This window comes from Pseudoalteromonas sp. SR43-7 (assembly GCF_014163785.1).
Taxonomy (GTDB): Bacteria; Pseudomonadota; Gammaproteobacteria; order Enterobacterales; family Alteromonadaceae; genus Pseudoalteromonas; species Pseudoalteromonas distincta.
Genome location: NZ_JACJDY010000030.1, coordinates 21101 through 45709 on the forward strand (window position 1 = coordinate 21101; position 24609 = coordinate 45709).

Genomic DNA, 24609 nt, shown 5'->3' on the forward strand with positions numbered 1-24609 from the left:
TACTATGATTTCAACTGTTTGGATAAAAACAAGGTTGTTACATCAGCTACTTTAATAAGTGACAGTTTATCTGCATGGCTCCATGAAATTTTTGAGCCAACACTTTCACAACAAATAACACCTAGCGGTTTGTTATCAATAAAGTAGATGTAATCAAGCAAGGAGTAAATGTTTGATGGTTCAAAATAAACCTTGGTAAAGTTTTTAGTGATTTCATGGTTTCTCGCATCTGATGCGTCTAATACTTTATGCTCTAAAATATAGTCAAAGTATGCAGGAAAGTCTTCAGCTTTTAAAACTGCATTACTTACTATCTCATTTTTGTCATCAAGGCAAATTAAGCTATTAATGGCAGTATAGTCGTGATTAAACAACCATAGACTGACTCTGTCGGCATTTGAAATTAACTTTTTTAGCTCATTGCATATCTGTTTTAGCTTACGTTCACTCGTAATGTTTGGGTTACTAACTTTAACTGCTAAATTTTTGAGATTTGAGTTTTTTGGATTATAAACATTGAGCAAGCTATTTAAATGATCTTTATTAAATGGCTTCGTTAAATAGCCATCCATACCAATATCTAAATAGTGTTCAATATCTGGTTTCATGGTGTTGGCTGTCATAGCAATAATTGGCGTTGTTTTATCTGTTTGTTGCTCTCTAATTATCTTAGTGGCTTGCACTCCATCCATCACTGGCATTTGAATGTCCATAAAAATTAAATCAACATGGTTGGCAAAAAAGTAATCAACGCATTCTTTGCCATTTTCGGTAAATATTACATTCGCATTATGAGCTTGTAGCATTTTACTTACGACAACTTGATTTACTTTATTGTCTTCGACAACCAAAATAGTGCACCCTTGTAAATCGGTTATTTCTTTATTTGGTTTTAATAATTCATCGAGTTCTGATGTTTCAAAGCTTTGTTGGTAAGTAAATACAGAACCTTTATCTTCTTTACTCGTGAAGTTGATTTTGCCATTCATTAAATCACTTAGCTTGGTGCAAATGGAGAGGCCAAGGCCCGTGCCCCCGTACTTTCTAGATGTAGATGAATCGGCCTGATGAAACTCTTGAAATAAATTTTGCTGTGCAGCTTTACTAATACCAATACCCGTATCGATTATTTCAAATACAATATTTTGCGTGTTTAAGAGGTTCTCCTTTACAGTGACTTTAAACTCTACCTGGCCTTGTTGTGTAAATTTAATCGCATTTGAGCATAAGTTATTTAAAATTTGAGAAACTCTGACAGGGTCGCCTTTTAGGGTTGTAGCGATATTTTTATCTATAGATGGAATAAATTTTATGCCTTTATCTGTGGCTTGTTTCATTAGTGGGTTAATTACATTGTTAATGACTTCGCTCAGGTTAAAGTTAATATTCTCAATATTTAATTTACCCGCTTCAATTTTTGAAAAGTCTAAAATATCATTTACAATATTTGAGAGTATATTCGCGGAGCTTAAAATACTCTTTAAGGCGTTATCTTTTTCTATATTTGAAGTCTCTGCTAGTCCAAACTCAGCTAAATTTAAAATGCCGTGCAGCGGAGTTCTTAGCTCATGCGACATATTTGCTAAAAATCGACCTTTTAGAGTGTTAGCTGTATCAGCTTCTTTTTTTAGTTCTTCAAGATTTTTATTATGTATTTGTTGCTGTTTTAATGCAGTGGCCAGCTTTCTGTTGTTTAACCTGAGCTCAAGTTGCGCGATAACTTCTTTGCCAAGTATTTTCAGTGCGTTAATTTGTGTTTGAGTTAGCTTTTTTGGCTGGTCGCTGATAACACATAATGTACCAATTGTGCTGCCACTAGGTGTAACTAGCGGTGTGCCCGCATAAAACCGAATGTTTGGATCGCTGGTTACTAGAGGGTTATCATAAAAACGTTCATCAAGTAGAGCGTTTTGTATTTCAAATACTTGGTCTTGCAGTATTGTATGAGAGCAAAATGCGATATCTCTTTCGGTGGAGTCTACATCGATACCATACTTTGATTTAAACCATTGCCTTTGTGGATCAACTAAGCTTATAAGTGATATGGGGGCTTCACAAATATCAGAAGCAAGTTGAGTTAAATCATCAAATACTTTTTCGGCTTCAGTATCTAATATTTCATACTCGTAAAGGGCCTTTAATCTAGATTCTTCGTCAGCTGGTATTTGTGCTTTTATCATAGTAATGCTCAATATTTATATAGATTCACTATAAGAGTAATTTAGTGATAATGACAACTTTAACATGTAGAACCGGCTAAAAAAAAGACATTGCATTTTGCTACTCTATTATTACTTTATTGAAGTTTTTATAAAACCAGCGAAAGTAAAAAGGATCTTTCCATACTGAACACTCTCAGTAATTAACATCGGAATTAATAAGGATTAAACCAGTCTATAGTTTTACATCATCTGTAAATTTTGAAACTCAGCAGCTCTGCTGGTGGGCAAATTCTGCAACCTTGTGAATCATAAGCTTCTAAAAGCATGTGATGGCTCGAAAAGGCTGATATTTTCCTTGGCATAAGTGATATTTACGAATGAAGTATCACGAAATTCTCACAATTAAATCACGTTTTAACTGTGTATTTCACTTAGTTAAAACTTAATTTGAACACCCGCTCAAGTTGTGCTTTAATCGTTGCTCAATTATTGAGGAACTTTACATGATTAAATTTTATTTTCACCATACTCCTAACCCAATGAAGATTGCGCTCTTTTTAGAAGAAACAGGCTTACCGTTTGAACTTGTTCCTCTTGATACTTTAAAAGGTGAGCAACATACACCTGAATTTAAAGCAATTAATCCAAACGCTAAAGCGCCAGCAATTGTTGATGGTGAAACGCGTGTGTTCGATTCGAATGCTATTTTAATGTACCTTTCTGAAAAGTATGGGAAGCTAGAAGGCAAGAGCGATGACCGCGCTGAAATGCTGTCGTGGTTAATGTTTATCGCATCGGGTTTAGGTCCGTATTCAGGGCAGAGTGTTCACTTTAGACACATGGCGCCAGAAGGGCTTGATTACGCGGTTAATCGTTATTTACGTGAAGCGCAGCGCCATTACGAAGTACTTGATACTCACCTTGAAGGTCGTGACTTTATTGTGGGTGATACGTATACCATTGCTGATGTATCTGCATGGGGCTGGATTGATAAAGCACTGGTTGTATTAGGTGAAGAGGGCTTAGCACCGTATCCAAATCTTAAGCGTTGGTTTGAAAGCATTGATAGCCGCCCAGCGGTTGCACGTGCACGCGTAATTGGTACTGATGTAGCCTTTAAAAAAGAGTTTGATGAAGACGCTAAAAAAGCGTTTTTCCCTTCAAATTACCCTAAAGTATAAAAAGTACTTAATTCTAAACAGCAGATCAGCTAGCTGATCTGCTGTTTAGTATTTCATGGCTGTGTTAGCACCTCTTTATTTTCATCTGCCACGAATAAATTAACTTCCTCTGTGTGCTGGCTTACGCTATTTCTTTTTAGGGCGATGTATAGGTCTGAGTGAATATATATACCTTCTTTTCCCGACTTCATTCCTGCAATTTCAAACCACGAAAGTAGTTGGCGTTTTCTACCTGCAAGCTCAAGCCTTATATCGCGCTTTTTAAATATAACATCTAGATCGGCAAGCATTGCCATTACGCTTAAATCTAAGTGAGTAAAGCAGGGCACAGCGTCAATTATTACACATTGAGTGTCGCCTTTTTGCCTTGCATATTGCTCAAGTAATCTGCGTTTAAAGTAGCTTGCATTAAAGTAAGTTAAAGGTGAATTAAAGCGGTAAATAAACACGCCTTGCACTGCTTTTGCTTTATCTGTGGCGTCTAAACTTCTTACTACACCGTTAACATCTACGCCGAGAATATTGTCTGTTGGGCGCATAACAGTGCGAATAAATTGAAATAACCCTAGTAATACAGCAAGTGTGATCCCTGGTATAACGCCAATAAATAACACCGCAAGTAAGGTGGCTGAGGCGAGATAAAATGCCTGTTTGTCTTTTCGTTTTAATTGCCAAACAGCTTTTAAATCGAGTAAGTGTACAGAGGCAATAATAAGTACAATACCTAGCGCTGCGCTTGGAATAAATTCAAGTGGGGCTGTTAAAAATACAGCTATGAGCGCAATAATAGCTGCTGCTATTATTGATACTAACTGTGTTTTACCACCTGTTGCATCGTTAACCGCGGTGCGTGAGTCGGCGCCACTGACGGCAAAACCTTGCGAAAGAGCTGACGCTATATTGGCAATACCTAACGCTCTAAATTCTTTATCGGCGTCTATGTCGTAGCCATTTTTAGCAGCAAAGCTGCGGGCAGTTAGCATCATACTAACAAAGCTCACGATGGCTAAGTTAAGTGCGGGTACCACCAGCTCACGAATAATCCCTAAATCAAAAACAGGGGTATTAAAAACGGGGAGCCCGCCAGTTACGGTGCCAATGGTTTTTATATCAAATTGTTTTAAATCAAAAATCCATACCAAAAGCGCACCAAAAGCAATAGCAAACATAGATGCAGGCCACGTGGGTCTTATGCGCTTCATGGCAAAATAGACCGCCAGTGTAAACAAAGCCATTAATAAGGTGGGAACATGTGTTTGCGCTAGGTATGTGGGCACACCACCGAGGCGTTCAAGTAAGTAGCGCTCATCAAAAGTAAAACCAAATACTTTAGAAAATTGACCAACAATAATAGTGATGGCTACGCCGTTTAGTAAGCCCATTAAAATAGGTTTAGATAAAAAGTCGGCTAATACACCTAACTTAAATTTACTGGCTATAAAGCACCAAAAGCCGGTCATAGCGGTCATGGTGACAACAAGTTGCCAATGCTTAAAGCTGTCACCTGCAGCAAGAGGTGTTACTACAGCGGCAATAACGGCGCAGGTTGCGGCATCAGGGCCGACTATTAATTGTTTTGAAGTACTAAAAAGTGCATATAGCATCATTGGCAGTATGCAAGAATATAACCCTACGGCGGCGTTAACACCGGTTAGTTGTGCGTAAGCAATGGCAACAGGTAAAGCCACTGCAGCTACTGATAGCGCCGCCCTTACATCATCAGCAAACCATTGGCGTTCATAGTGCAGCAATGTATTTAAACCGGGCATAAAATTATATAAACGCGACAGCACTTTAGTTTTCCTGCTAATAGTTACAACGTTTTGATAGTAAATTTAATATTCAAATAAGTATAGCTAGGACGACGGTTATTTTAATAAATTGCAGGTGATTATTTATCAAGATATTAAATTTATAATTTGGTAAAAAAGTGAAAATTGAATTTTCCTGAGGTGTCTTTTAATCAGCTTATGTGCGTAGTATTAATGTACTGATATTGAGCACCTCAGGAAATCACTAAATCTAAAATCTAGTTTTAAATTTTTAAGATTATTTAGCACCACATGCCGGATATAACTCAAGTACCTCTGTTACTACTTGTCCAAATAAGGCTTGTTCTTGCTGTGTTAAATCTATAGCAGGAATAAATGGCATTGTGTCTGTTAATTCCGAGGTAATGATTTGATAAAAGGTCATCGCTGTAAGGACATTCCCAGCATAGGATGCATGATTATCGTCGGCACTATGAAGGTTTATACTAGGCATTATTTCTAATACTCGATTCCATACAAAGCCAACAGGCGCTATGCAGCTAGGTTGTTTTTGACTGATTGCTAAATGGAGGTCGTAAACCTGCTTTGCTTCTGCGGGATCCCCTTTTTGAGGATGCTCTGGAAATAAAATAGGTGTAATTTTATGCTCTTTTGCGTTCGAGATTAATCGCTCAGTTGCGCTTGTAGGGTAGTCAGTCGAACCTGATTGTGAGTACTTTTGGCCTTGAAAAATTGCATGACTCCAGTTATCACTTTTTAATTTATCGACATTCGCATTTACTGCGACTATTTCATCTAAAAATCGACCACTAACAGTCGTTATTTTGACTGAAGTGCTAGGTAACTGGCTTGTAATAATTATTTCTAATAAGCCCCCTAACTGTGAACTATGGCTATTACCATAGATAATTATTTTGTAGTCACTTAAGGGACTGTTATTAATAACCGCTTTTGATTGTGGTATTTTAATGCTTTCAGCCTCTTTTGTTTTACTTCCCCCAGAGCCGCATGCTGTTAATAATAGTAATGATAATGTGATTGATATTGTTGTTATGTATTTTAGAAACATTGTTAATCCTTTTTTCGTACCAATTATAAGTACGGCTTTAGAATACTAGACATTTTATAACCAAGCTGCAAGGTTGCTGGTTTTTAGTGCAATGTATGGTGCTTAGTTTGTGCGCTAAAAGTGAAGTGCAGGAGGTTGATATTGTTTACGCGGTATCTAAATTTTAGTTTGAAGTATTATTCAATGATAATTTTATTGCTTTAAATAAATATTTAGTTATAAAAATTGTGCGATGTTTTAACACAAGTGCCACTTTTTTATAGACGTAAAAAAGCCTGCATAAAAGCAGGCTTTAGTTTTTAGGGAAAATTAAAATTTAGCGCGAATACCAAAGCTGTAACGGCGATCCGCTTCAGTGTACTTCCAAGCACCACCTAGTTCAGATAGGTAAATAGAAGGCTCACCCGTTAAGTTGGTCGCATTACCTACTAAGGTCACGTTTTCGTTAATATCCCAGCTTGCAGAGAAGTCTAACTGGCCTCTGTCGTCACGGTAGTTATTACCGTAAACAGTACCTTCTGCTGAAATACTGCCGTCTGAGTTAATATTTTCTACACGTTTCTCGTTTTCAGTATCTAAGAAACTGTCACGGTAGTTATAAGCTAGACGAGTAGAGAAACCTTCGTATTCCCAAAATACTTGTAAGTTATACGTATTTTTAGAAATATCTAATAACGGGTTACCGTTTGGTTGCTCGCTGTCTGCGTATGTGTAGTTTGCGTTAATGCCTAAGCCAGAAAATGCGCCAGGTAGGTCTGTAAAGAACTGTTGATAACCAACTTCAAAGCCTTGTACTGAGCCGTTTTCACCGTTTACATTTTTAACAGTATCGATACCCGTTAGTCCTGCGTCACGTAAGCCTGCTACATGGTTAAAGCCATCAGCATCTACTGGGAAGTCAGTTGCATCCGAGTAAACTAGGTTATCTTGTGAAACACCTGCAACGTCAAGCTGACATACTTGGTTCCATTGAGTTACGTTTTGGCCTGTTGAAGTGCTTGATGCCGCCACACAGCTACTTTCGTTACTTAAGAAAGATTCAACATCTTTATAAAATACTGCGAAAGAAATTACGTTACCTTGGTCAAAGTAATGCTCTACAGATAAGTCGTATTGCGTTGCACGATATGGTTCTAAATCAATAGAGCCTTGCGTTGCACCTGTAATGTCGTTATTAACGTCAAATGCAGGGCTTAGTTCGCTAAAGTCAGCGCGGCGCATAACTTTTGCAGCAGCAAAGCGGAATAATGTTTCGTCTGAGTAGTTATACGTTACGTTTAAGCTTGGTAAAAAGTCGCTGTAGTCATTGTCGCCAGTTACTTTTTCGCCATTAAGAAATACGCTTGATTCTAAATCCGTAGTTACATAACGACCACCCACAATTGCAGTGATGTTATCAAAGTCTAAGTAGGCTGATATATACACGGCAGCTGTATCTTCAACTACGTTACGGTATGCGCTTTCTTGGAACTCTTGGTTATCTGAAAGACTACCTGTTGACGCTAAGTTAGTACCTGCAAGTAACTGCTGAAGTTGAGCGTAAGTATTGGTCGGGTTAGATAAACCGTTGTAGCTTAAAAAGGTTAGTAGGTCATTTTGTCCCGAATGACCTAGTTGGTCAAAAGAGTTGTCGTGGCTAACTGTTGTAAAGCTATTTGAAAAAGCAGCGTTGTAGTCATCAACCCATAAAGTGGCTAACGAACCGTCTGAGTCGTTAAATGCATTTTTATAAATGTCTTTAATTTCTACTTTGTATTGCTCATATTCGTAATCGCGGTTAGTAACACGTACACCCGCTTTTACTTTAGATACCCAGCTTAAGCTGCTGAGTGGCTCAAACATTTCAACATCAAAACGAATAGCTGTTTCGTCATTGTCTGTTCTTCTATCTTCACTTTTAAACGTACGAAGTGCTAAGTTTTGTGGGTCAGTAAATGCATTAGGATCTGAATGAATGATGCTTGGTAATTTATTACCGTCTTGAGAGAATGCACCATCATATAAATGATTTGTTAGCTGAGTTCCGCCACTTGCTTCAAATGTTGATTTTTCGATTGGGCGAAGTGTAAATTCAGAATCAGGTCTTACGCTTTCTGATGATGCTACCGCAATTTCACCAGAGATTTTGATGCTGTCAGTAAGGTTCCACTCTGCACCAAGTGCATTTGAAAACGAGTCAGTTTCACGAAAGTCACTGTATGTTTTAGGAATACCAAATTCGTTTGTTAACGTGTAATTATTTACGCCGTTAGCATCTTGAGTTGTATTTGCATCTGTTGATAACGAACCTGCGACACCTAAAATAGAGTTACCAGCTTGTTCACCTGAGCGCTTTGTGCCGCTTAAATCAAGATACACCATGCCATTACCTGATTGTGGTGCCCATTGAAGAGATAAATTTACAGCAGTTCGTTTACGTTGTTCTACATATTGTTCAACACTGTGCTCGTCTCTTACGATAGCGTTGCCACTAGGTGTATTACCTTCTTGGCCATTAATTTCGATATCTTGAGGTTTAACACGGCTAGATGTTTCATCTTGGCGAATTTCGCGATCTTGGAATGAAAACATAGCAATGGCACCAAAGGTACCCATTTCATCAAAGTCCCAGTTGTTACCAATTGAACCACTAAAAATAGGAGCTACATTTTCTGTTTTATCAGCGTATTCGCCATCTAATGAAACTGCGCCAGTTAGTTTATCTAACTCTAATGGGCGAACTGTCTTTAAACTAACTGTTCCGCCTAATGCACCCTCAATCATATCGGCAGTAGGAGACTTAACTACTTCTACTGTTTTTAAGAAGCTTGATGGGTAATCTTGCAAGCTAATGCCATCACGAGAGTCACCAATAGTAGAGCGACCATTTAATTCAACACGGTTTTGAGGTAAGCCACGAATAGAAACACTGTCACCCACACCAAAATCGGTATTAATAGATACGCCAGTAATACGTTGCAACGCTTCTGCAATATTATTATCTGGTAACTTACCAATGTCTTCAGCAACAATTGCATCTACAATACGTCCGTCAGTACGCTTAAGCATAGCGGCGGCTTTCATACTGCCTAGCATGCCTTTTACTTCAATAACTTCAATGTCTTCAGCTGCCGTTTCTGAAGCTGCGGGAGCCTCTTGCGCTGCAATATTTGAAGAAGCCATTAGTAAAAGGGCTGCGGCACTGATTGCTGTAGAGCTACTTCTTTTATGCTTATTAATTAATGTTGAAGTAATTTGATTGAGTTTCATGTATCTCTCCCGTTTGGGTACGACTTGTGTCATTGTGTGTGTTGTTACCTGGTTTGGTTAACCAATTTAACGGTTTCTTTCCTGTAGTGTGTCATACAGGTGGTATGGTTGAAATTAATCCAATTCAACTTTATTTACAACCTTTGTTTACCAAAATTTCACAATGTGTATTACAAAAACCTCTTTTATTTTGCTTATATTTAATAAATTTAAAGGCTTATAGTGTGTTTTTTATTTTTTGTATTTTGAATGAATTTTATTGAAGTATCTTTACCAAAGGCATTTTTATATATTATTTGTACTATTTAATACATTTGTTAGTACTATTTTTAAATTTTATGCTTACTTTTATACGTGTTTAGTTTACTTTTTAAGTGATATTGAATTGGAAGAGCGACTATTAAAAGTTCTAAATGATTTATAAATTTGCGAAATAGTGGAGAGGTTAAAATAATTAAAAATCATTTTGGTAATACCAATTTTCTATTGTTTTTATATTGATTTTGTACTAGCTGGGGTGGGGGCGATACACTAGGTAGCGATAAATAGATTTTTACGCAAAAAAAAGCCCAGCATAATAATGCTGGGCTTTCTTACTTTAGATGTATTAGCTCTGTAATTCGCCTGTAGATGATTCTAAATGTGCTCGTATGAACCACTGAAATTGCTCTAAATCGGCTAGTTGGCTGGTGATCATATCTTCAGAGACCGGATCTAGCTCAGAAAGAGTCTCAATTGCTTTGCGGTGATCGGCATTAACGCCGTTATATACTTTATCAAGCGCAGCCAAATGTTCGGTAACTAAACCTTTGCCTACAGAGTATTCGTCCCAAGTACGGCGATCTACAATTGATTTTGGTGTGCCAACAGGTACTGCACCAAGAGTCGCAATTCGCTCTGCAATTGTATCTGTCATTTCGCGTACAATGTCTACTTGCGGGTCTATCATTTCATGTACGCCAATAAAGTTAGGTCCCACTACGTTCCAGTGAATATGCTTTAAAGTAAGCTGTAAATCTATCAATGCAACCATGCGGTTATCTAGCGTAGCTATTGTTTTTTGAGCTGATTCGTCACTCATACCTGGCGCGGTAAATTTAGTTGTTTTGTTCGATTCGTTATTGTTACTCATAATTTCTCCTACTTAACTAATGTGTTGCTCATATAATGTGCTGCGTGATGAGCGTGACTTAAACTTAATAAAGCAACTGCTATGCCGTAAGTTGATTTATTTAAAAAGTAATTTAAAAACATGTGGTTATATTTTAAATTAAGGTTTTTAAGGCTGCAGAGGAGATTGGGTTTTTGAAAAGCCTGCATATATTTGTAAAATATGCAGACTTCGATTTAGTTACTCTTAGATGTATTTAAACGTTGGCTATATATTCGTGCGCTTTTAAAACATCGAGCGGCACTATTTCTAATGATTTTTTATTTGTAGCTTCAAGTACCACCGGTGGCGCAACGTTTGCTGAAATAGCATGAAGCCATCTTAGCGCACACAAGCACCATTTATCACCGGCTTTTAAACCTTCAAAATCGTAAAGAGGGTTCGGGCTTATTAAATCGTTACCTTGTGATTTTGAAAATTGTAAAAACTCATCAGTCATAATTGCACACACACTGTGATTGCCAAGATCTGATTCTGGTACATAACAAAACCCTTCACGTGTGTAGCCACCATTACCGCAACATAGTTTTAAGCGTGTGCCGAGTACATTAAATTGATTCGCCATGAAATACCTTAAATTGTGGTGTTTAATAAATTTACTCTATCAGGAGTAACTCGCTTGAGATAGCTATAAAACTTAAAAGAGGGAAGGGCTACACAAAGTTAAGCCCGCAGCAAATTACGGGCTTAGTACTATTTATTATTTAATACGCAGCGCCATACAATCGCTATGGCCGTTTATGATCATGCTTTTATCAACGCGTACGCCACCACCAGAGTATTTTCCGGCGGCGGTAAAACTACATATTTGTACAAAGTAGTCATCTACTTTAGGCAATGCAAATAGCTGTTGGTATATTTGGTCTTGATCGGCAAAGTGCCCCATTGTTTTTTCTATAACTTGCTGCTGTTCATCAACAATTTGAATATTAGCGCCACAGCGTCCTACTATTGGTTTAACTACATAACCAGTTTGTAATAACTCGTCGTTAAGTTCAAACGCGGTATTAAGTAAATATTTATGATTAGGAAATAAGCTCCACAGTATTGGTAAAATAGCCTTGTTACTTGGAATTAATGTCCACAGCGGTTCAAATACCATGACATTTTTACGCAGTAATACATCGACTAAACGTGGCGTTTCACCAGCTTTGAATTGTGGTTCAAAGTTATCACCTAATGATTGGTCGGCTTCGCATTCCTCACGAATTTGATCAAGTGCGGTTTCCCACGACCAGGTTTTCCATACGTAACTCAGTTGTGCGCCATCTGCATCTACTATGTTGCCTGACTCATTCCAGCGAAGTGTGCTTAAGCCAATTACTAACTTACACTCAAAGCCTGCGGCTTCAATCGCTTCTTTCATAAATAATGCATGGTAATGTTCTTCTTGTTCATCATCTTGCAGAATATGAACAAGACCTTTTACTTCACTTTTACGCCATGCTCTTACGAGGTCTTTAAATAAATTTTGGCCTGCATCTACACCTGCTTTAACACCAAAGTGTTTTGCCCATTTACCCTGAACTTTGCCGCTTTCCATGTAACACGATGCCGAATCGCAATTGTATTCGTAAACTTTTAAACCTGCTGTTGTTAAGGCAAAGTCAAATCGGCTGGTTATTAATTGGTTTAAGCGGTTATCCCACGATTGGCGAATTTTATTAAGTACAACATCGGGTAAATTAAACTTTTTTAATAACTCAGGGTGCTGTAGTACATAGTCAGTTGCATGCATAAATAAACCATGCAGCTCATTTGTTGCATGCTCAATGCTTTGCTGCGCCGTTTGAGATATTGCAAAGTAATTATGTTGATCCTCATCTACGGATGTAAGTTTATGGCCTTGCATCATTTCTACGTAGGCAGCTTCATCGTCATTCGCAATATTTAACCATGATTTGTTTGCTTGGCCTGTATCTACTGCTTTATGGGCTTCTATAGTAAATAAGTCAGTGTTTAGCTCAGACGTTGGCTCAGCATATTCTGTTTCATAAGTTTGTGTCATCCAGCCTAAAATAGTGGCGTCGCTGTAAGAGCACTCAATCCAATAGTCGCCATCTTTAGTTACTTTTGCTTTTAATTCACGGCACCAGTTTTGATTTGTTGGCCATATTTGATGCCCTACATTTTGCTCAGCAAGGCGTATTTTATCTTCATGCACTTCAACAACGACAGCAACATGGCCTGTTTCTTCAAACTCGCCGCCTTCTTCCCATATCAGTAAACTACCTACTTGAGGGTGATGTTTAGCACCATTTTTAAACGCGTTTAGTGGCAGTCTATTTTGGCTATTTACATCGCGTACTGAACGCAGCTCAAAAATATCGTAAGCCATGGCTATGTCATCAAAAATATAACCATGGTTGAGATACATCCATCGACGGGCAAATTCAACGCATTGCCATTTATAGCCCATGTAAATACCGTCTAGGTAACTACGATAGGCACTACGATTAGGATAAATGCTTTCATCAGCCGTATCATAATCAGATGAGTAAACAGCAACATTACCAGGTGCATAACCTAATAAAGTACCAAAATGACTAGCAGAAGCAGAAGATTTCATAAACAAAGATGTTCAAAATAAGGTGTGATAATTTGCTGACTATATGAGCCAAACTGCGTTATAGCAAGATATAAAATATTCTTTTACGAAGGGGGATAAGTAAAAAATTACTCATTCATTAAAGAGTGGAAAGATGGGAGAGTACTTTTACTAATAGTATAAGGTTTGGTACTTTTTGACTTTTAGCTGGTTGAAAGTTAGTAATATTTTTGACGTGATTATTACTGTTTAAATCTCAACTAAAAAATGGAGAAGCTATAGGTAACTTCTCCACTTTTATTATTCATATTTAGTGATTTTTATAATATGTAAAGCAGGTTAACGCGCTGCTAAATCATTTCAGCATCTATATGGCGTATTAGGTTTGATACCCAATTAACATATTGGCGGTGAATTTTTTTGCCGTTGTAGTTTAAGTTAATAGAGTCTTTATAGTTGATTGAGTATGCCGTTTTGTCATACGCAATATCGACAGTTAATTGGTGTGTGCGAATATCCAGTACACCTTTTATTTTACCTTCACTCATAGGCGTACACTTCCAACCAAGCTGAATACATGCCTTTAGAATACCTTTTTCTACGTCAGCTTCACTGTTGGTAATTGTTGATGTTTGCGGAATAGGGTTTTGTTCAAAGTCTCTTACTGCAACAGATGTTGAACAACCAGCGAGTACAGTAAGTGCTGCCGCTGTAAGTAAAATTGAGTACTTTTTCATAATAATCCTTTGTTTTAATTTCATCCAATTTTGATGTCTCGCCAATATATGCGCGCTTAGGTGAGATTATCGGTAAATTTATAGATGAGTACCAGCAATAATTAGAAAATTAAGAGAGTTAACCGAGGTTTATTTCGGGTATTAGCTTTATTTATGAACTAGTTAAAGTTTAATTATTTAAGCTATAAACCAAAGGGTAAAGCAAAATTATGTGTTGAAAGATTTACATGAGCGATGACATGTTTTGAGGGGAACGCTCTTTCGTTATGTTTTAAAATACTCCTATATCCGTACTTTGGTTAATTTTTTGTTAAACTGTTGCGCTTGATATAGCAAAACTAGCTAAAATTAGTTAAAAGCTTTAAAAACAGGAAAAACAATGGAAGACATAATAAACAACATTGATATTAATCAATATTTTCCCGCTGCAATCACGTGGGCAACCAACATATTACTAGCAATTGCAATTTTACTTGCGGGCTTATGGTTAGCGGGCAAAGTACGCAATTTAATTATTGGCTTGTGTCATAAATACACTCATCTTGACGATTCGCTTTTTAGGCAGCATGGCTCGCTACATCATATTAGCGTTCGTTATTATTGCTGTGTTAAATCGCTTTGGTATACAAACAGCCTCTATTATTGCTTTACTCGGTGCTGCGGGGCTTGCTATGGGCTTGGCGTTACAAGGTGCAATGTCGAACCTTGCCGCGGGCGTTATGTTGCTTGTTTTCAGACCTTATAAAGTGAATGACTTTATTGAGGCAGCAGGGCGTTTTGGTAAAGTAACAGAAGTAGATATGTTCACTACTATTTTACAAACGTTCGATAACCAACAGGTTATTATACCAAATAGTCAAATTTGGGGCGCGCAAATTATAAACCATTCACATCATCCAATTCGTGGTGTGGATATGCATTTTGGTGTTGCTTACGGTGAAGATACAACGGCTGTACGTAAAGTTATAGATGGGGTACTTGCAGCGCACCCACATATACTAAAAGATCCAGCTCCTTTTGTTGAAGTAGAAACACTTAACAACAGCTCAGTAGACTTTTTAGTAAGGCCATTTTGTAAGGGCGAGCATTACTTCGATATTCTTTACACGGTGCCAGAGTTAATTAAAAAAGCACTTGATGAAAACAACATTGAAATACCTTTCCCACATCGTAAAGTTATTTTAGTTAACGAGAATAAAGATTAACTAAATTTAAAAATGCATAAACCTAAGAGCACTTTTAAGTGCTCTTTTTTTGTGTGAAAAAGTTACATACCTGTGTAACCTTTTCTTTTATAAATCACCTCAAATACTACATTATTATCTGTACAGCCCTTTTTTACTAGGTTTGATGGCTGGTCTTTATTTTGCATTTGCATATTCGCTTTTAGTTTTAAAGCTCATAGAAACTATCGACCCATTAAATCAAACTGTATGAAGGACTAAACATGGCTGAATCATTTAAATACTCAGGTAATAAAGGGCATGGCGGCGAATTGCATCAAAAGGCATCGGATGAACACCCTACCATGACCACCGCGCAGGGCTGCCCTGTAAGTGACGATCAAAACTCATTACGTGCAGGAAAGCGTGGCCCAGGATTATTAGAAGATCATATAATGCGCGAGAAGATCTTTCACTTTGATCACGAACGCATTCCTGAGCGTGTAGTGCACGCCAGAGGCTATGGTGCACACGGATACTTTGAAACTTACGACACGCTTGAAGATTTGACCTGTGCAGATATTTTTCAGCGAAAAGGTGAAAAAACCCCAGTATTTACTCGTTTCTCTACAGTTGCAGGTAATAAAGGGTCTCCAGATTTAGCACGTGATGTACGTGGTTTTGCGGTAAAATTTTATACCCAAGAAGGAAACTGGGATTTAGTGGGTAACAATATACCGGTATTTTTTATTCAAGATGCGATGAAATTTCCAGACTTAGTTCATTCAGCTAAAGCCGAGCCTGATCGTGGTTTTCCACAAGCGCAAACCGCACACGATAACTTTTGGGATTTTGTGAGCTTATCGCCTGAGTCAATGCACATGGTTATGTGGGCAATGTCTGATAGAGCTATTCCGCGCTCTTTACGCTTTATGGAAGGTTTTGGCGTTCATACCTTTAAATTTATTAATGGCAAAGGTGAAGAGAAATTTGTTAAATTTCATTGGAAACCAAAAGGCGGCATGCAATCTGTAGTATGGAACGAAGCACTTAAGCTAAATGGCGCAGACCCTGATTTTCATCGCAGAGACATGTGGGAATCTATTGGCAACGGCGACTTCCCAGAGTGGGAGCTAGGTGTGCAGGTGTTTGATCAGCAATTTGCTGATGAATTTGAATTTGATGTTTTTGATGCCACCAAGCTTATACCTGAAGAGCAAGTACCAGTGCAAATTGTTGGCCGTATGGTGCTTGACCGTGTTGTAAACAACTTTTTTGCAGAAACAGAGCAAGTAGCATTTTGTACTCAAAACATTGTACCAGGGCTCGACTTTACACCCGACCCGCTACTGCAAGGTCGTAACTTTTCATACTTAGATACTCAAACCAAGCGTTTAGGTGGTCCTAACTTTACGCATATTCCGGTTAATGCGCCTAAATGCCCAATGCGTCATTTTCAGCAAGATGGCCACATGGCAATGCACAATCCAAAAGGACGTGTTAATTATGAGCCAAACTCATGGAGCGGCGATGAAAACAACCCGCGCGAATGCCCAGTACATGGCTTTAAAAGCTCAAAGGAACCTGAGGTAAGTGGCGGTGATAAACTGCGTTATCGCTCAGAAACATTCAGCGATCATTACAGTCAAGCTCGTCAATTTTATTTAAGTCAAACAGAGGTAGAGCAGGCGCATATTCAATCTGCGTACGTGTTTGAGCTGTCTAAAGTTGAGCATTTGCCAATACGAGAACGTTTGGTATCGCACTTGTTAAATATTGACGAAACCCTCGCAAATAAAGTTGCCGAAGGTCTTGGCTTGCAAGAAATGCCAGCTCCAGCTGAAGCTGCAATGCCAACACGTAAAGACTTACCTGTATCTGATGCGTTAAGTATTTTGAAAAATGCGCCCAACACCTTCAAAGGCCGTAAATTAGGTATTTTAGTAAGTGATGGCTTTAATGCAGAAATTTTTGAATCGGTTACCAATGCACTTAAAAGTGAAGGTGCAAACTTTGAAATTATTGCCCCGCAAGTTGGCGGTGCTAAATGCAGTAAAGGTAAGCATTTTAAAGCTGATCAGGTTATTAATGGTGGTCCATCGGTTTTATACGATGCGGTACTTGTACTCACCACCGAAGATGGAGCTGAAAAACTAGCTGCTATTGCAGAAGCTAAAGACTTTGTAAGTGATGCGTACGCACATATGAAATTTATAGGCTTTACAAATGAGGCTAAGCCTTTATTTAAAGCGGCAGGCCTTGATGGAAAAGTAGATGATGGTTGGATAGATTTAGAGGCACATTCAGGCGATAAATTTATAAATACATTGCGTAATTTAAGATATTGGGAGCGTTAGTAAGCTCAATAATTAAAAAAACCACAGCATGTAATTGTTGTGGTTTTTTTTAGCTCACCTAGTTAAGGTATTAGTTCAAGCCAACAATAAAAAATTGGATATATTATAAAGCTTAATGGCGCTTGTCACTGTGGCAAAGTGGTATTTACGGTCAACTCAAAACAACCTTATCCTTACAATTTATGTTACTGCTCTATATGCCGTAAAACCGCAGGGACCGGCGGGTTTGTTATTAATTTAAACGCGCAATACAGCGCGCTTGAGGTTACAGGGCGTGAACACATAACTATTTATCATGCAAAAATAGGCGATAAAATCAGCCCTGCAGAGCGTCATTTTTGTAAGCATTGTAGTGCTGACTTGTGGTTATACGATGCACGTTGGCCCGAGCAAGTTCATCCCTTTGCTGGTGCAATAGATAGTGAGTTACCCATACCGCCAGAGCGCACTCATTTAATGCTTGGTAGTAAAGCAAATTGGGTAAATGCGCCCATTAATGAAGGTGACAAGCAGTTTGAAGAATACCCTGATGAAAGTATTGCTGCTTGGCATAAACGTTTAAACCTCGAAAAGTAACGCAATTTTTTGTATGAGCTAAGCTTAAATTTAGGGGCAATTAAACGCATATTTAATTAAATATTAAAAATCACTGCGTAAGTAAAGGAGAATATTATGGCAGTCTCAGCAATACCAAAAGGGTTTCATTCAGTTACACCTTATTTAATTATGAATGACGCACAAAAAGCGATAGATTTTTATTGTGATGCATTTAGTGCTGAACACGTAATGCAGATGCCTTTACCTGATGGTGGAATAGCACATGCAGAAATAATAATTGGTGATTCGCATATCATGCTTTCAGATAATGGTTCTGAAGAGTATTTAAAAAACCCAAAAGAGCTCGGTGGTACAGCGCTAAGCCTTATGCTTTATGTTGAAGATGTTGATACCGTGTTTAAAAAAGCAATTGAGCTTGGTGCAACAGAAATAAGACCCGTACATGATCAGTTTTATGGTGATAGGACCGGCACGCTACAAGACCCATTTGGTCATATATGGATCATTGGTACACATAAAGAAGATGTTAGTGACGAAGAGTTAAACAATCGAATCGGGAATATAACAAATCAAGAGCAAGACGCATAACTCACATGCTAATTAGATTTATGTAGCTCTCTACTTACGTTGATGGCTTTAATGGAAGGCTTGTGGCTTGTGTCTTTTGCTTCAACTTAACTAGGTTTTGCCTTGTTATCGACACGGTTTTCTTACCTAAAAGTAGCTCACTTAGTAAAGTGAGTTGTTATAGATTACTAGTTAAATTTTAGGCATAAAAAAACCTCAGCCAATAATTAGCTGAGGTTCAAAAAGTGGTACCAGCGGCCGGACTCGAACCGGCACTCCTTTCGGAAGGGGATTTTGAATCCCCCATGTCTACCAATTTCATCACGCTGGCATAATTTTTCTTTAATCTTTTAAGCATAAAAAGATAAAGAAAAACCACTTAAAATAAAAAGGATACTTATATACCTCTTATTCTGTATCCGCATTATACAAACAAAAGAGGGGGCGGCAAGCATTTTCTTTTGTTTGTAATAACAACTGATTGATAATTAATCGTTTATAGCAAGGAGACTCCACCGGCAAATTTTTTAAGTCTTTTTTGGTTGATATATAAAGCGAATATTTTGGGTTATGAGTGCTATTAAATTGTTATGCGATTGAATAAATGAGCAATTGAACTATTGATAATAGTGAATCGTATTATAATAGTTATTCCTGCTTTATGCCGATTTTGCGTTTAATTCAGGTATTATTTGTACAACAAGGCTTTTAAGACATTAATTATGATCCAATTAAGTGCCAAACAGAACATTCAATCGATTGTTAAAGCTATTAAGGCAGAGGAAGCATCACTTCGTCAAAAATACCCATTACTTGCACATCAAAATACCTTAGGGTTAATTATTTTATTGCTGTCGCTTAGCGCATTAATTGGTGTTGGTGCTTTATATTATTTAGCCTTAATACCTGCTTGGGTATGTATAGTACTTGCGGCTATTGCTGCGTCTATTTCCCATGAGTTAGAGCACGACCTTATACATAAACAATACTTTAGCAATCAGCCTTTCATGCATAATTCTATGATGTTAGTAGTATGGTTAATGCGGCCAAATACTATTAGCCCATGGTACCGACGTAAAATGCATTTACACCATCACAAAACCTCAGGCACACAACAAGACCTAGAAGAACGCTTGGTGGGAAACGGTATTAAAAATCCATTTTTACGTGCGCTAGTTATTGTAGATGGGTTATTAGGGCTAATTATTTCTACTAAACGTTTTAGAAAAGAAATTAATGGCTTTAGTTTTTCGAGTGTTTTTAATGCGGGATTTCCGATAGCGACTGCGTATTTTGCTATTTTATATAGCGTTATTTTATTTCATATTGTTGATTTATTTATACCACTTTCGCTAAATTCACCTAGTTGGTTGTTAAGTACAATGGATGTGTTTGAATTTTTAATGGTTGTGCTCATTGTGCCTAATATTATTCGCTCAAGCTCGCTTAATTTTGTTACCTCAAGCATGCATTACTATGGTGGCGTTAATAACATGCTTGAACAAACTCATGTACTAACGAGTCGTTTATTCATGCCGTTTCACTTATTTTGTTTTAACTTTGGTAAAACGCATACCATCCATCATTTTGTGCCAAATCAGCCGTTTTATTTACGCCAAATGCTAAGTAAAAAAATACTTAAAGTAATGGCGCAGCACAACGTGCGCTTTAACGATTTTGACAGCATTAAAAATGCGAATGCTTATAAATAATTACCTCCAACATTAGGAGGTCTTACATTGCTATTCTTATTTTATAATCTGAATAGCAATTATGTACCAAGCCTATTACTCGTTAACTTCTTCTATCCACCACCGCGCTTATTAAAACTCACTTTACGTGCGTTGGTTGACTATTCATGCCATTTTTAAATCAACAAAAGCAAAAGTGGTAGGCTTAATTAGCGCTAAAATTTCAAACTAAAAATAGATAAAACCAGTGAAAAGTGAAGTGGCCCTTCATAGTTGGGCATCTAGCTTAAATGGGATTGATTATTGTAGAGCCTTCAGTAATAGTGGTTATAGAGCGAACTAATTATGTTCTCAATAATACATAAGGGCTCGTGCTCATCAATATTATAAAACCAATAAATATAATAAGGACAAACAGGATGAAAAAATCACTAATTTCAATAGCGTTGGGCTTTGCTGCTCTTAGTGCGTTTAATGCCAATGCAAACATTGATCAGCAAGTTAAAAAGATAGAGCAACAGGTTATTGATTGGCGACGTGATTTTCATCAAAACCCTGAGCTTGGAAATCGCGAAACCCGCACAGCAGGTATTGTCGCTAAGCACTTAAAGTCGCTGGGTATGGAAGTACAAACAGGGATTGCTTATACAGGTGTTGTGGGACTATTAAAAGGTGCAAAGCCAGGCCCGACAGTAATGCTACGCGCAGATATGGACGCGCTGCCCGTTACTGAAAAAGCAGATGTTGATTTTAAATCAACTAAAACCACTAATTACCGTGGTGTAGATGTAGGCATAATGCATGCTTGTGGTCACGACACACACGTGGCTATGCTAATGGGCGCTGCACAAGTGCTTGCAAACATGAAAGATGAGCTACACGGTAATATTATGTTTGTATTTCAGCCTGCAGAAGAAGGCGCACCAGAGGGGGAAGAGGGTGGCGCTGAGCTAATGCTTAAAGAAGGCATATTTAAACAATACAAACCAGAGGCTGCTTTTGGGTTACATATAACATCTAGTTTGCACAGCGGTAAAATTGGTTATAGAAGTGGCCCTGCAATGGCCAGTGCAGACCGATTTGAAATAACAGTACATGGCAAGCAGGCACACGGCTCTGCACCGTGGACTGGGGTTGACCCCATTGCCGCAGCTGCGCAAATAGTAACAGGCGTAAATCATATTGTTAGTCGCCAAATCAACATTACCAAAGAGCCTGCTATTGTCTCGTTTGGTAAGATAGCGGGTGGGGTACGTAATAATATTATTCCTGAAGAAGTCGAAATGGTAGGCACAATTCGTAACTTTGATATGGATAACCGAGCACGAATATTTGAAAAAATAAAAACCACAGCCACGCACATTGCTAAATCGTCAGGTGCTACTGCAGAGGTACACATTCACGAAGGTTATCCGGTAACGATTAATAACCCAAAGTTAACTGCGCAAATGTTACCTAGTCTTAAAAAAGCAGCAGGTAATGAAAACGTAGTTGAAATGGGAAAAATAACCGGCGCAGAAGATTTTTCGTTTTACGCATTAGAAGTGCCGAGTGTATTTGTATTTTTAGGCGGTACACCAAGTGAGCAAGATTTAAATACAGTGGCTAGTAATCACTCACCTTATTTTTATGCCGACGAATCATCGTTTAAAGTAGGCACTAAGGCGCTTAGCCTGTTAGCTGTTGATTATTTAAACGCACATAAAAGATAGCTTAAACACACCACGTTACGCTATTAGCTTAACGTGGTATTGCTGTTTTATTTAAAACATCGGATCATGTTTTTAGCACTTGCTCAACTTTTAAAAAATCACTCTCAAAAATTAAAAATCTAACCGAACATACAAATGAACCGGCGAGCAGTTTTTTTATATTTTAAAAATAATGAATCGATATTGCCGGTCTTATATCTCGATTCAATCTTCATAAGCATTAAGGATTTAAATAATGGAAATTACTGGAAGCTGTTATTGTGGTGAAATTAAATACCAAGCAAAGTCTCAAAATAACAACGCACTTGTTTGCCATTGTAGCGATTGCCAACGTATGTCGAGCGGCCCATTTAGAGCAGTCATAATTGCAGAGCCTAACTCAGTCGTTTTTACTAAAGGCGAGCCAAAAGAGTATGTTAAAACAGCCCAGAGCGGCAATAAACGTGCGCAAGGCTTTTGTGGTACGTGCGGCACTACACTTTACGCAACTAATGAAGCAAAGGCCGATAGAGTGTACGGCCTGCGTATAGGTGCTGTTGATCAGCGAGATGAATTTACCCCAGCTGCACAAATTTGGTCGCAATCAACGCTTAAATGGCTAAACGATTTACACCAGGTGCCTGCTTTTGAAACTACACCTCAATCATAAGTGCTGTGAGCGTTGAGAAAATAAAACAGCTAATTAGCTATGCTTTGCTAGTGGGAAAAATCTCGCTAGCTGCATTTTACTCCCTCCTTTTACCTCCTCTTTATATAAAAATTAAAGTATTTGTAGGCCAAATGACTTTGTGAATTATTTTCATATTTTATTGAAATATATGCCTATATGCTCATTTGTAGTAATACCTCACCTCAGTTTTTGTATTTAAGCTCATGATATTTATAAAAATAAAGTTTATTTTTATATGTACCTATTTGGCTTGTTAATTGCTGATAAACACCACGGACTACATATTAATGATGAGGTGAAACGAATGAGAATTTTATCCACGAGCGAAGTAGGGGCTGAATTAGAAGCAGCCAAATCACGTTTAAAAAAATTACCCCACTGGAAACTCTCTGAAAAGTTAGCCTTAGAGCTGCGCTTAAAACAACTAAGCGCTTACTTTAACGAATACAAAAGTTAGCGTTTGATTTATTAGCGTAATAGATATGGAAATTAATCCCCTTGTTTAAGCGGTTTTAAATAATATGGCTAAGGAAAAACAATGAAAAGCAAAAGGTACTGTAAAACGGCCATCGTGCTAGTAACTTACCACTGCAATGAAGGTGTTATAGAGCGCGTTAAAGAAATACAAAAATACGCCAGTAATTACATCATCACGATTGTTGATAACTCAACACAAAAGTACAAACAAAGGTATAACTTACGCCTAAGATTAAAGGCGATTGACCCCAACATTATTTATATTGATCACACACTAAACTGTCGGTTTACGGCTTATAACGTGGGGCTGCAAACAACGTTGAGTGATTTTGTTGTTTTTCGTACTGACGACGATGTATTTGATGAAAAGCACACTTTTAAACTAATAAACGAAGGCTTTGAAGAGGACTTTGTTTTTACTCCCTATTACTTTGATAATACAAAAAAAGTAGAGCACACTTATCAAAGACCGATAGAAACCCTGGTATTTAAAAAGAATTCATTATTAGCGTTTTTACCTTTTGAAACAGCCCCAAGCAGCGATTGGCAGCTAATGAAAAAGATGTTTGCTACAAAAAGCAAAAAGGAAGTGCCACTCGTTCTTTTGTATAAAAAACCGCATGGTCGCGAGGAGCTTGCTGTATGAAACTAGCAATAATAGCGCATCCCCGATTTCCTATTAAATCTCCCTATGCTGGTGGGCTAGAAGCTTTTACTGGCGCATTAGTTGAATACTACCAATCAGTTTATGAGGTTACTTTATATGCTCACCCAGACAGTGAGGTTGACTGTAAATTAAAATCGTTCCCGATAGATAACAGCCAATATCAACAATACCCCGATATAGTTGAAAACGATTTTATGCTCAAGGTAATGGACGATATAACTAAAGAGCAGTTTGACGTAGTGCATAACAACTCCCTTAACCCGATTCCCATACTGTGGGCCAGTAAAAATAATATTCCTATGTTAACTACGTTGCACACACCGCCTTACTCAAAATTAAAAGCGGTGGTAGGGCTGGCTTCTTACTCGCCATTTATACACTTTACTGCAGTGTCGCACTCTTTAGCAGAAGCGTGGGAGCCTTTTATAAACGATAAAGTAGAAGTGACCTACAATGGTATAGACCTTAAACGCTGGCAGGTAACAAAAAAGCCGCAAGATTATGTGTTTACGTATGGTCGAATATTACCAAGTAAGGGCATTGATATAGCAATATCTACAGCTCAGCAAATGGGGATTGCTATTAAATTTGCCGGCCCCATAGCCGATCAACACTATATGGATGACGTAGTGCGGCCTTTACTAAAACCCTGCGATACCTATTTAGGGCACCTTGATCACCATAGTATCAAACACCAATTGGCTCATGCCAAAGCTGCAGTATTTGGCACCCGATGGGCTGAGGGATCCCCATTTTATCCAGCGGCCTCTTTTTCGTAATTCAAAATAAAGTTTTTTAAACTTTTTTCTATATAGCTTTGTGTAATACGTCTCTTACATAGCTTTATGACTTGCTTGG

Annotated in this window: 18 protein-coding genes, 1 tRNA gene and 1 pseudogene; 11 read left to right on the forward strand and 9 right to left on the reverse strand. The window is 37.9% G+C overall.

Annotation, left to right across the window (positions count from 1 at the left end):
- Positions 1-2: 2 nt before the first annotated feature.
- Positions 3-2180: a response regulator gene (locus H5087_RS18165; RefSeq protein WP_182672942.1), complete on the reverse strand. Its 2178-nt coding sequence runs from the start codon at positions 2178-2180 to the stop codon at positions 3-5.
- 485 nt (positions 2181-2665) lie between these two features.
- Between H5087_RS18165 and H5087_RS18170 the strand changes: the two genes are divergently transcribed.
- Complete coding sequence (locus H5087_RS18170) at positions 2666-3343, forward strand: glutathione S-transferase family protein (RefSeq protein WP_182672943.1); 678 nt, start codon at positions 2666-2668, stop codon at positions 3341-3343.
- A gap of 53 nt (positions 3344-3396) precedes the next feature.
- Here the strand turns inward: H5087_RS18170 and H5087_RS18175 are convergent, their stop codons facing one another.
- The 7 genes from H5087_RS18175 to H5087_RS18205 all read right to left on the reverse strand — a co-directional run bounded on the left by H5087_RS18175 (position 3397) and on the right by H5087_RS18205 (position 13889).
- Positions 3397-5136, reverse strand: coding sequence for a SulP family inorganic anion transporter (locus H5087_RS18175; protein WP_182672944.1), 1740 nt, complete (start codon positions 5134-5136; stop codon positions 3397-3399).
- Positions 5137-5392: 256 nt separating this feature from the next.
- Positions 5393-6184 (reverse strand): hypothetical protein, encoded by a 792-nt coding sequence (locus H5087_RS18180; protein ID WP_182672945.1) that lies wholly within the window; start codon positions 6182-6184, stop codon positions 5393-5395.
- A 309-nt stretch (positions 6185-6493) separates the two neighbouring features.
- Positions 6494-9433, reverse strand: a complete 2940-nt coding sequence (locus tag H5087_RS18185; protein WP_182672946.1) for a TonB-dependent receptor — start codon at positions 9431-9433, stop codon at positions 6494-6496.
- 607 nt (positions 9434-10040) lie between these two features.
- Positions 10041-10565 (reverse strand): DNA starvation/stationary phase protection protein Dps, encoded by a 525-nt coding sequence (gene dps, locus H5087_RS18190; protein ID WP_024595435.1) that lies wholly within the window; start codon positions 10563-10565, stop codon positions 10041-10043.
- A 235-nt stretch (positions 10566-10800) separates the two neighbouring features.
- Entirely contained in the window at positions 10801-11169 is a 369-nt protein-coding gene (locus H5087_RS18195) for a DUF2237 family protein (protein WP_182672947.1), read from the reverse strand.
- Positions 11170-11304: 135 nt separating this feature from the next.
- The gene (gene gss / locus H5087_RS18200; RefSeq protein ID WP_182672948.1) at positions 11305-13173 is read right to left on the reverse strand and encodes a bifunctional glutathionylspermidine amidase/synthase; all 1869 of its coding nucleotides are present in this window, start codon (positions 13171-13173) and stop codon (positions 11305-11307) included.
- Positions 13174-13502: 329 nt separating this feature from the next.
- Positions 13503-13889: a hypothetical protein gene (locus tag H5087_RS18205; RefSeq protein ID WP_007581468.1), complete on the reverse strand. Its 387-nt coding sequence runs from the start codon at positions 13887-13889 to the stop codon at positions 13503-13505.
- Between the two features lie 379 nt (positions 13890-14268).
- On the opposite strand from H5087_RS18205, the pseudogene H5087_RS18210 reads away from it, so the two are divergent.
- From H5087_RS18210 to H5087_RS18225, 4 genes and pseudogenes are all read left to right on the forward strand, one after another.
- Positions 14269-15094 (forward strand): annotated as a pseudogene (locus H5087_RS18210) (mechanosensitive ion channel family protein).
- Between the two features lie 242 nt (positions 15095-15336).
- Positions 15337-17409 carry a catalase gene (locus H5087_RS18215; RefSeq protein ID WP_182672949.1) on the forward strand — a complete coding sequence of 691 codons (2073 nt, stop codon included), beginning with the start codon at positions 15337-15339 and terminating at the stop codon, positions 17407-17409.
- A gap of 105 nt (positions 17410-17514) precedes the next feature.
- Positions 17515-17985, forward strand: a complete 471-nt coding sequence (locus H5087_RS18220) for a GFA family protein (RefSeq protein ID WP_182672958.1) — start codon at positions 17515-17517, stop codon at positions 17983-17985.
- A gap of 96 nt (positions 17986-18081) precedes the next feature.
- Positions 18082-18555: a VOC family protein gene (locus tag H5087_RS18225; RefSeq protein ID WP_182672950.1), complete on the forward strand. Its 474-nt coding sequence runs from the start codon at positions 18082-18084 to the stop codon at positions 18553-18555.
- Positions 18556-18780: 225 nt separating this feature from the next.
- Here H5087_RS18225 and H5087_RS18230 read toward each other — a convergent pair.
- A tRNA-Leu gene (locus tag H5087_RS18230) sits at positions 18781-18865 on the reverse strand.
- Between the two features lie 391 nt (positions 18866-19256).
- Here H5087_RS18230 and H5087_RS18235 point away from each other — a divergent pair.
- The 6 genes from H5087_RS18235 to H5087_RS18260 all read left to right on the forward strand — a co-directional run bounded on the left by H5087_RS18235 (position 19257) and on the right by H5087_RS18260 (position 24530).
- Complete coding sequence (locus H5087_RS18235; RefSeq protein WP_182672951.1) at positions 19257-20246, forward strand: fatty acid desaturase; 990 nt, start codon at positions 19257-19259, stop codon at positions 20244-20246.
- A 398-nt stretch (positions 20247-20644) separates the two neighbouring features.
- A complete protein-coding gene (locus H5087_RS18240; protein ID WP_182672952.1) occupies positions 20645-21937 on the forward strand; it encodes an amidohydrolase in 1293 nt (430 codons plus the stop codon).
- A 235-nt stretch (positions 21938-22172) separates the two neighbouring features.
- Entirely contained in the window at positions 22173-22586 is a 414-nt protein-coding gene (locus H5087_RS18245; protein WP_182672953.1) for a GFA family protein, read from the forward strand.
- 325 nt (positions 22587-22911) lie between these two features.
- Entirely contained in the window at positions 22912-23064 is a 153-nt protein-coding gene (locus tag H5087_RS18250) for a hypothetical protein (protein WP_160318638.1), read from the forward strand.
- An 81-nt stretch (positions 23065-23145) separates the two neighbouring features.
- The gene (locus tag H5087_RS18255; protein ID WP_182672954.1) at positions 23146-23730 is read left to right on the forward strand and encodes a glycosyltransferase; all 585 of its coding nucleotides are present in this window, start codon (positions 23146-23148) and stop codon (positions 23728-23730) included.
- Positions 23727-24530 (forward strand): glycosyltransferase, encoded by an 804-nt coding sequence (locus H5087_RS18260; RefSeq protein WP_182672955.1) that lies wholly within the window; start codon positions 23727-23729, stop codon positions 24528-24530. Before H5087_RS18255 ends, H5087_RS18260 begins: the two co-directional genes overlap by 4 nt.
- Positions 24531-24609 lie beyond the last annotated feature (79 nt).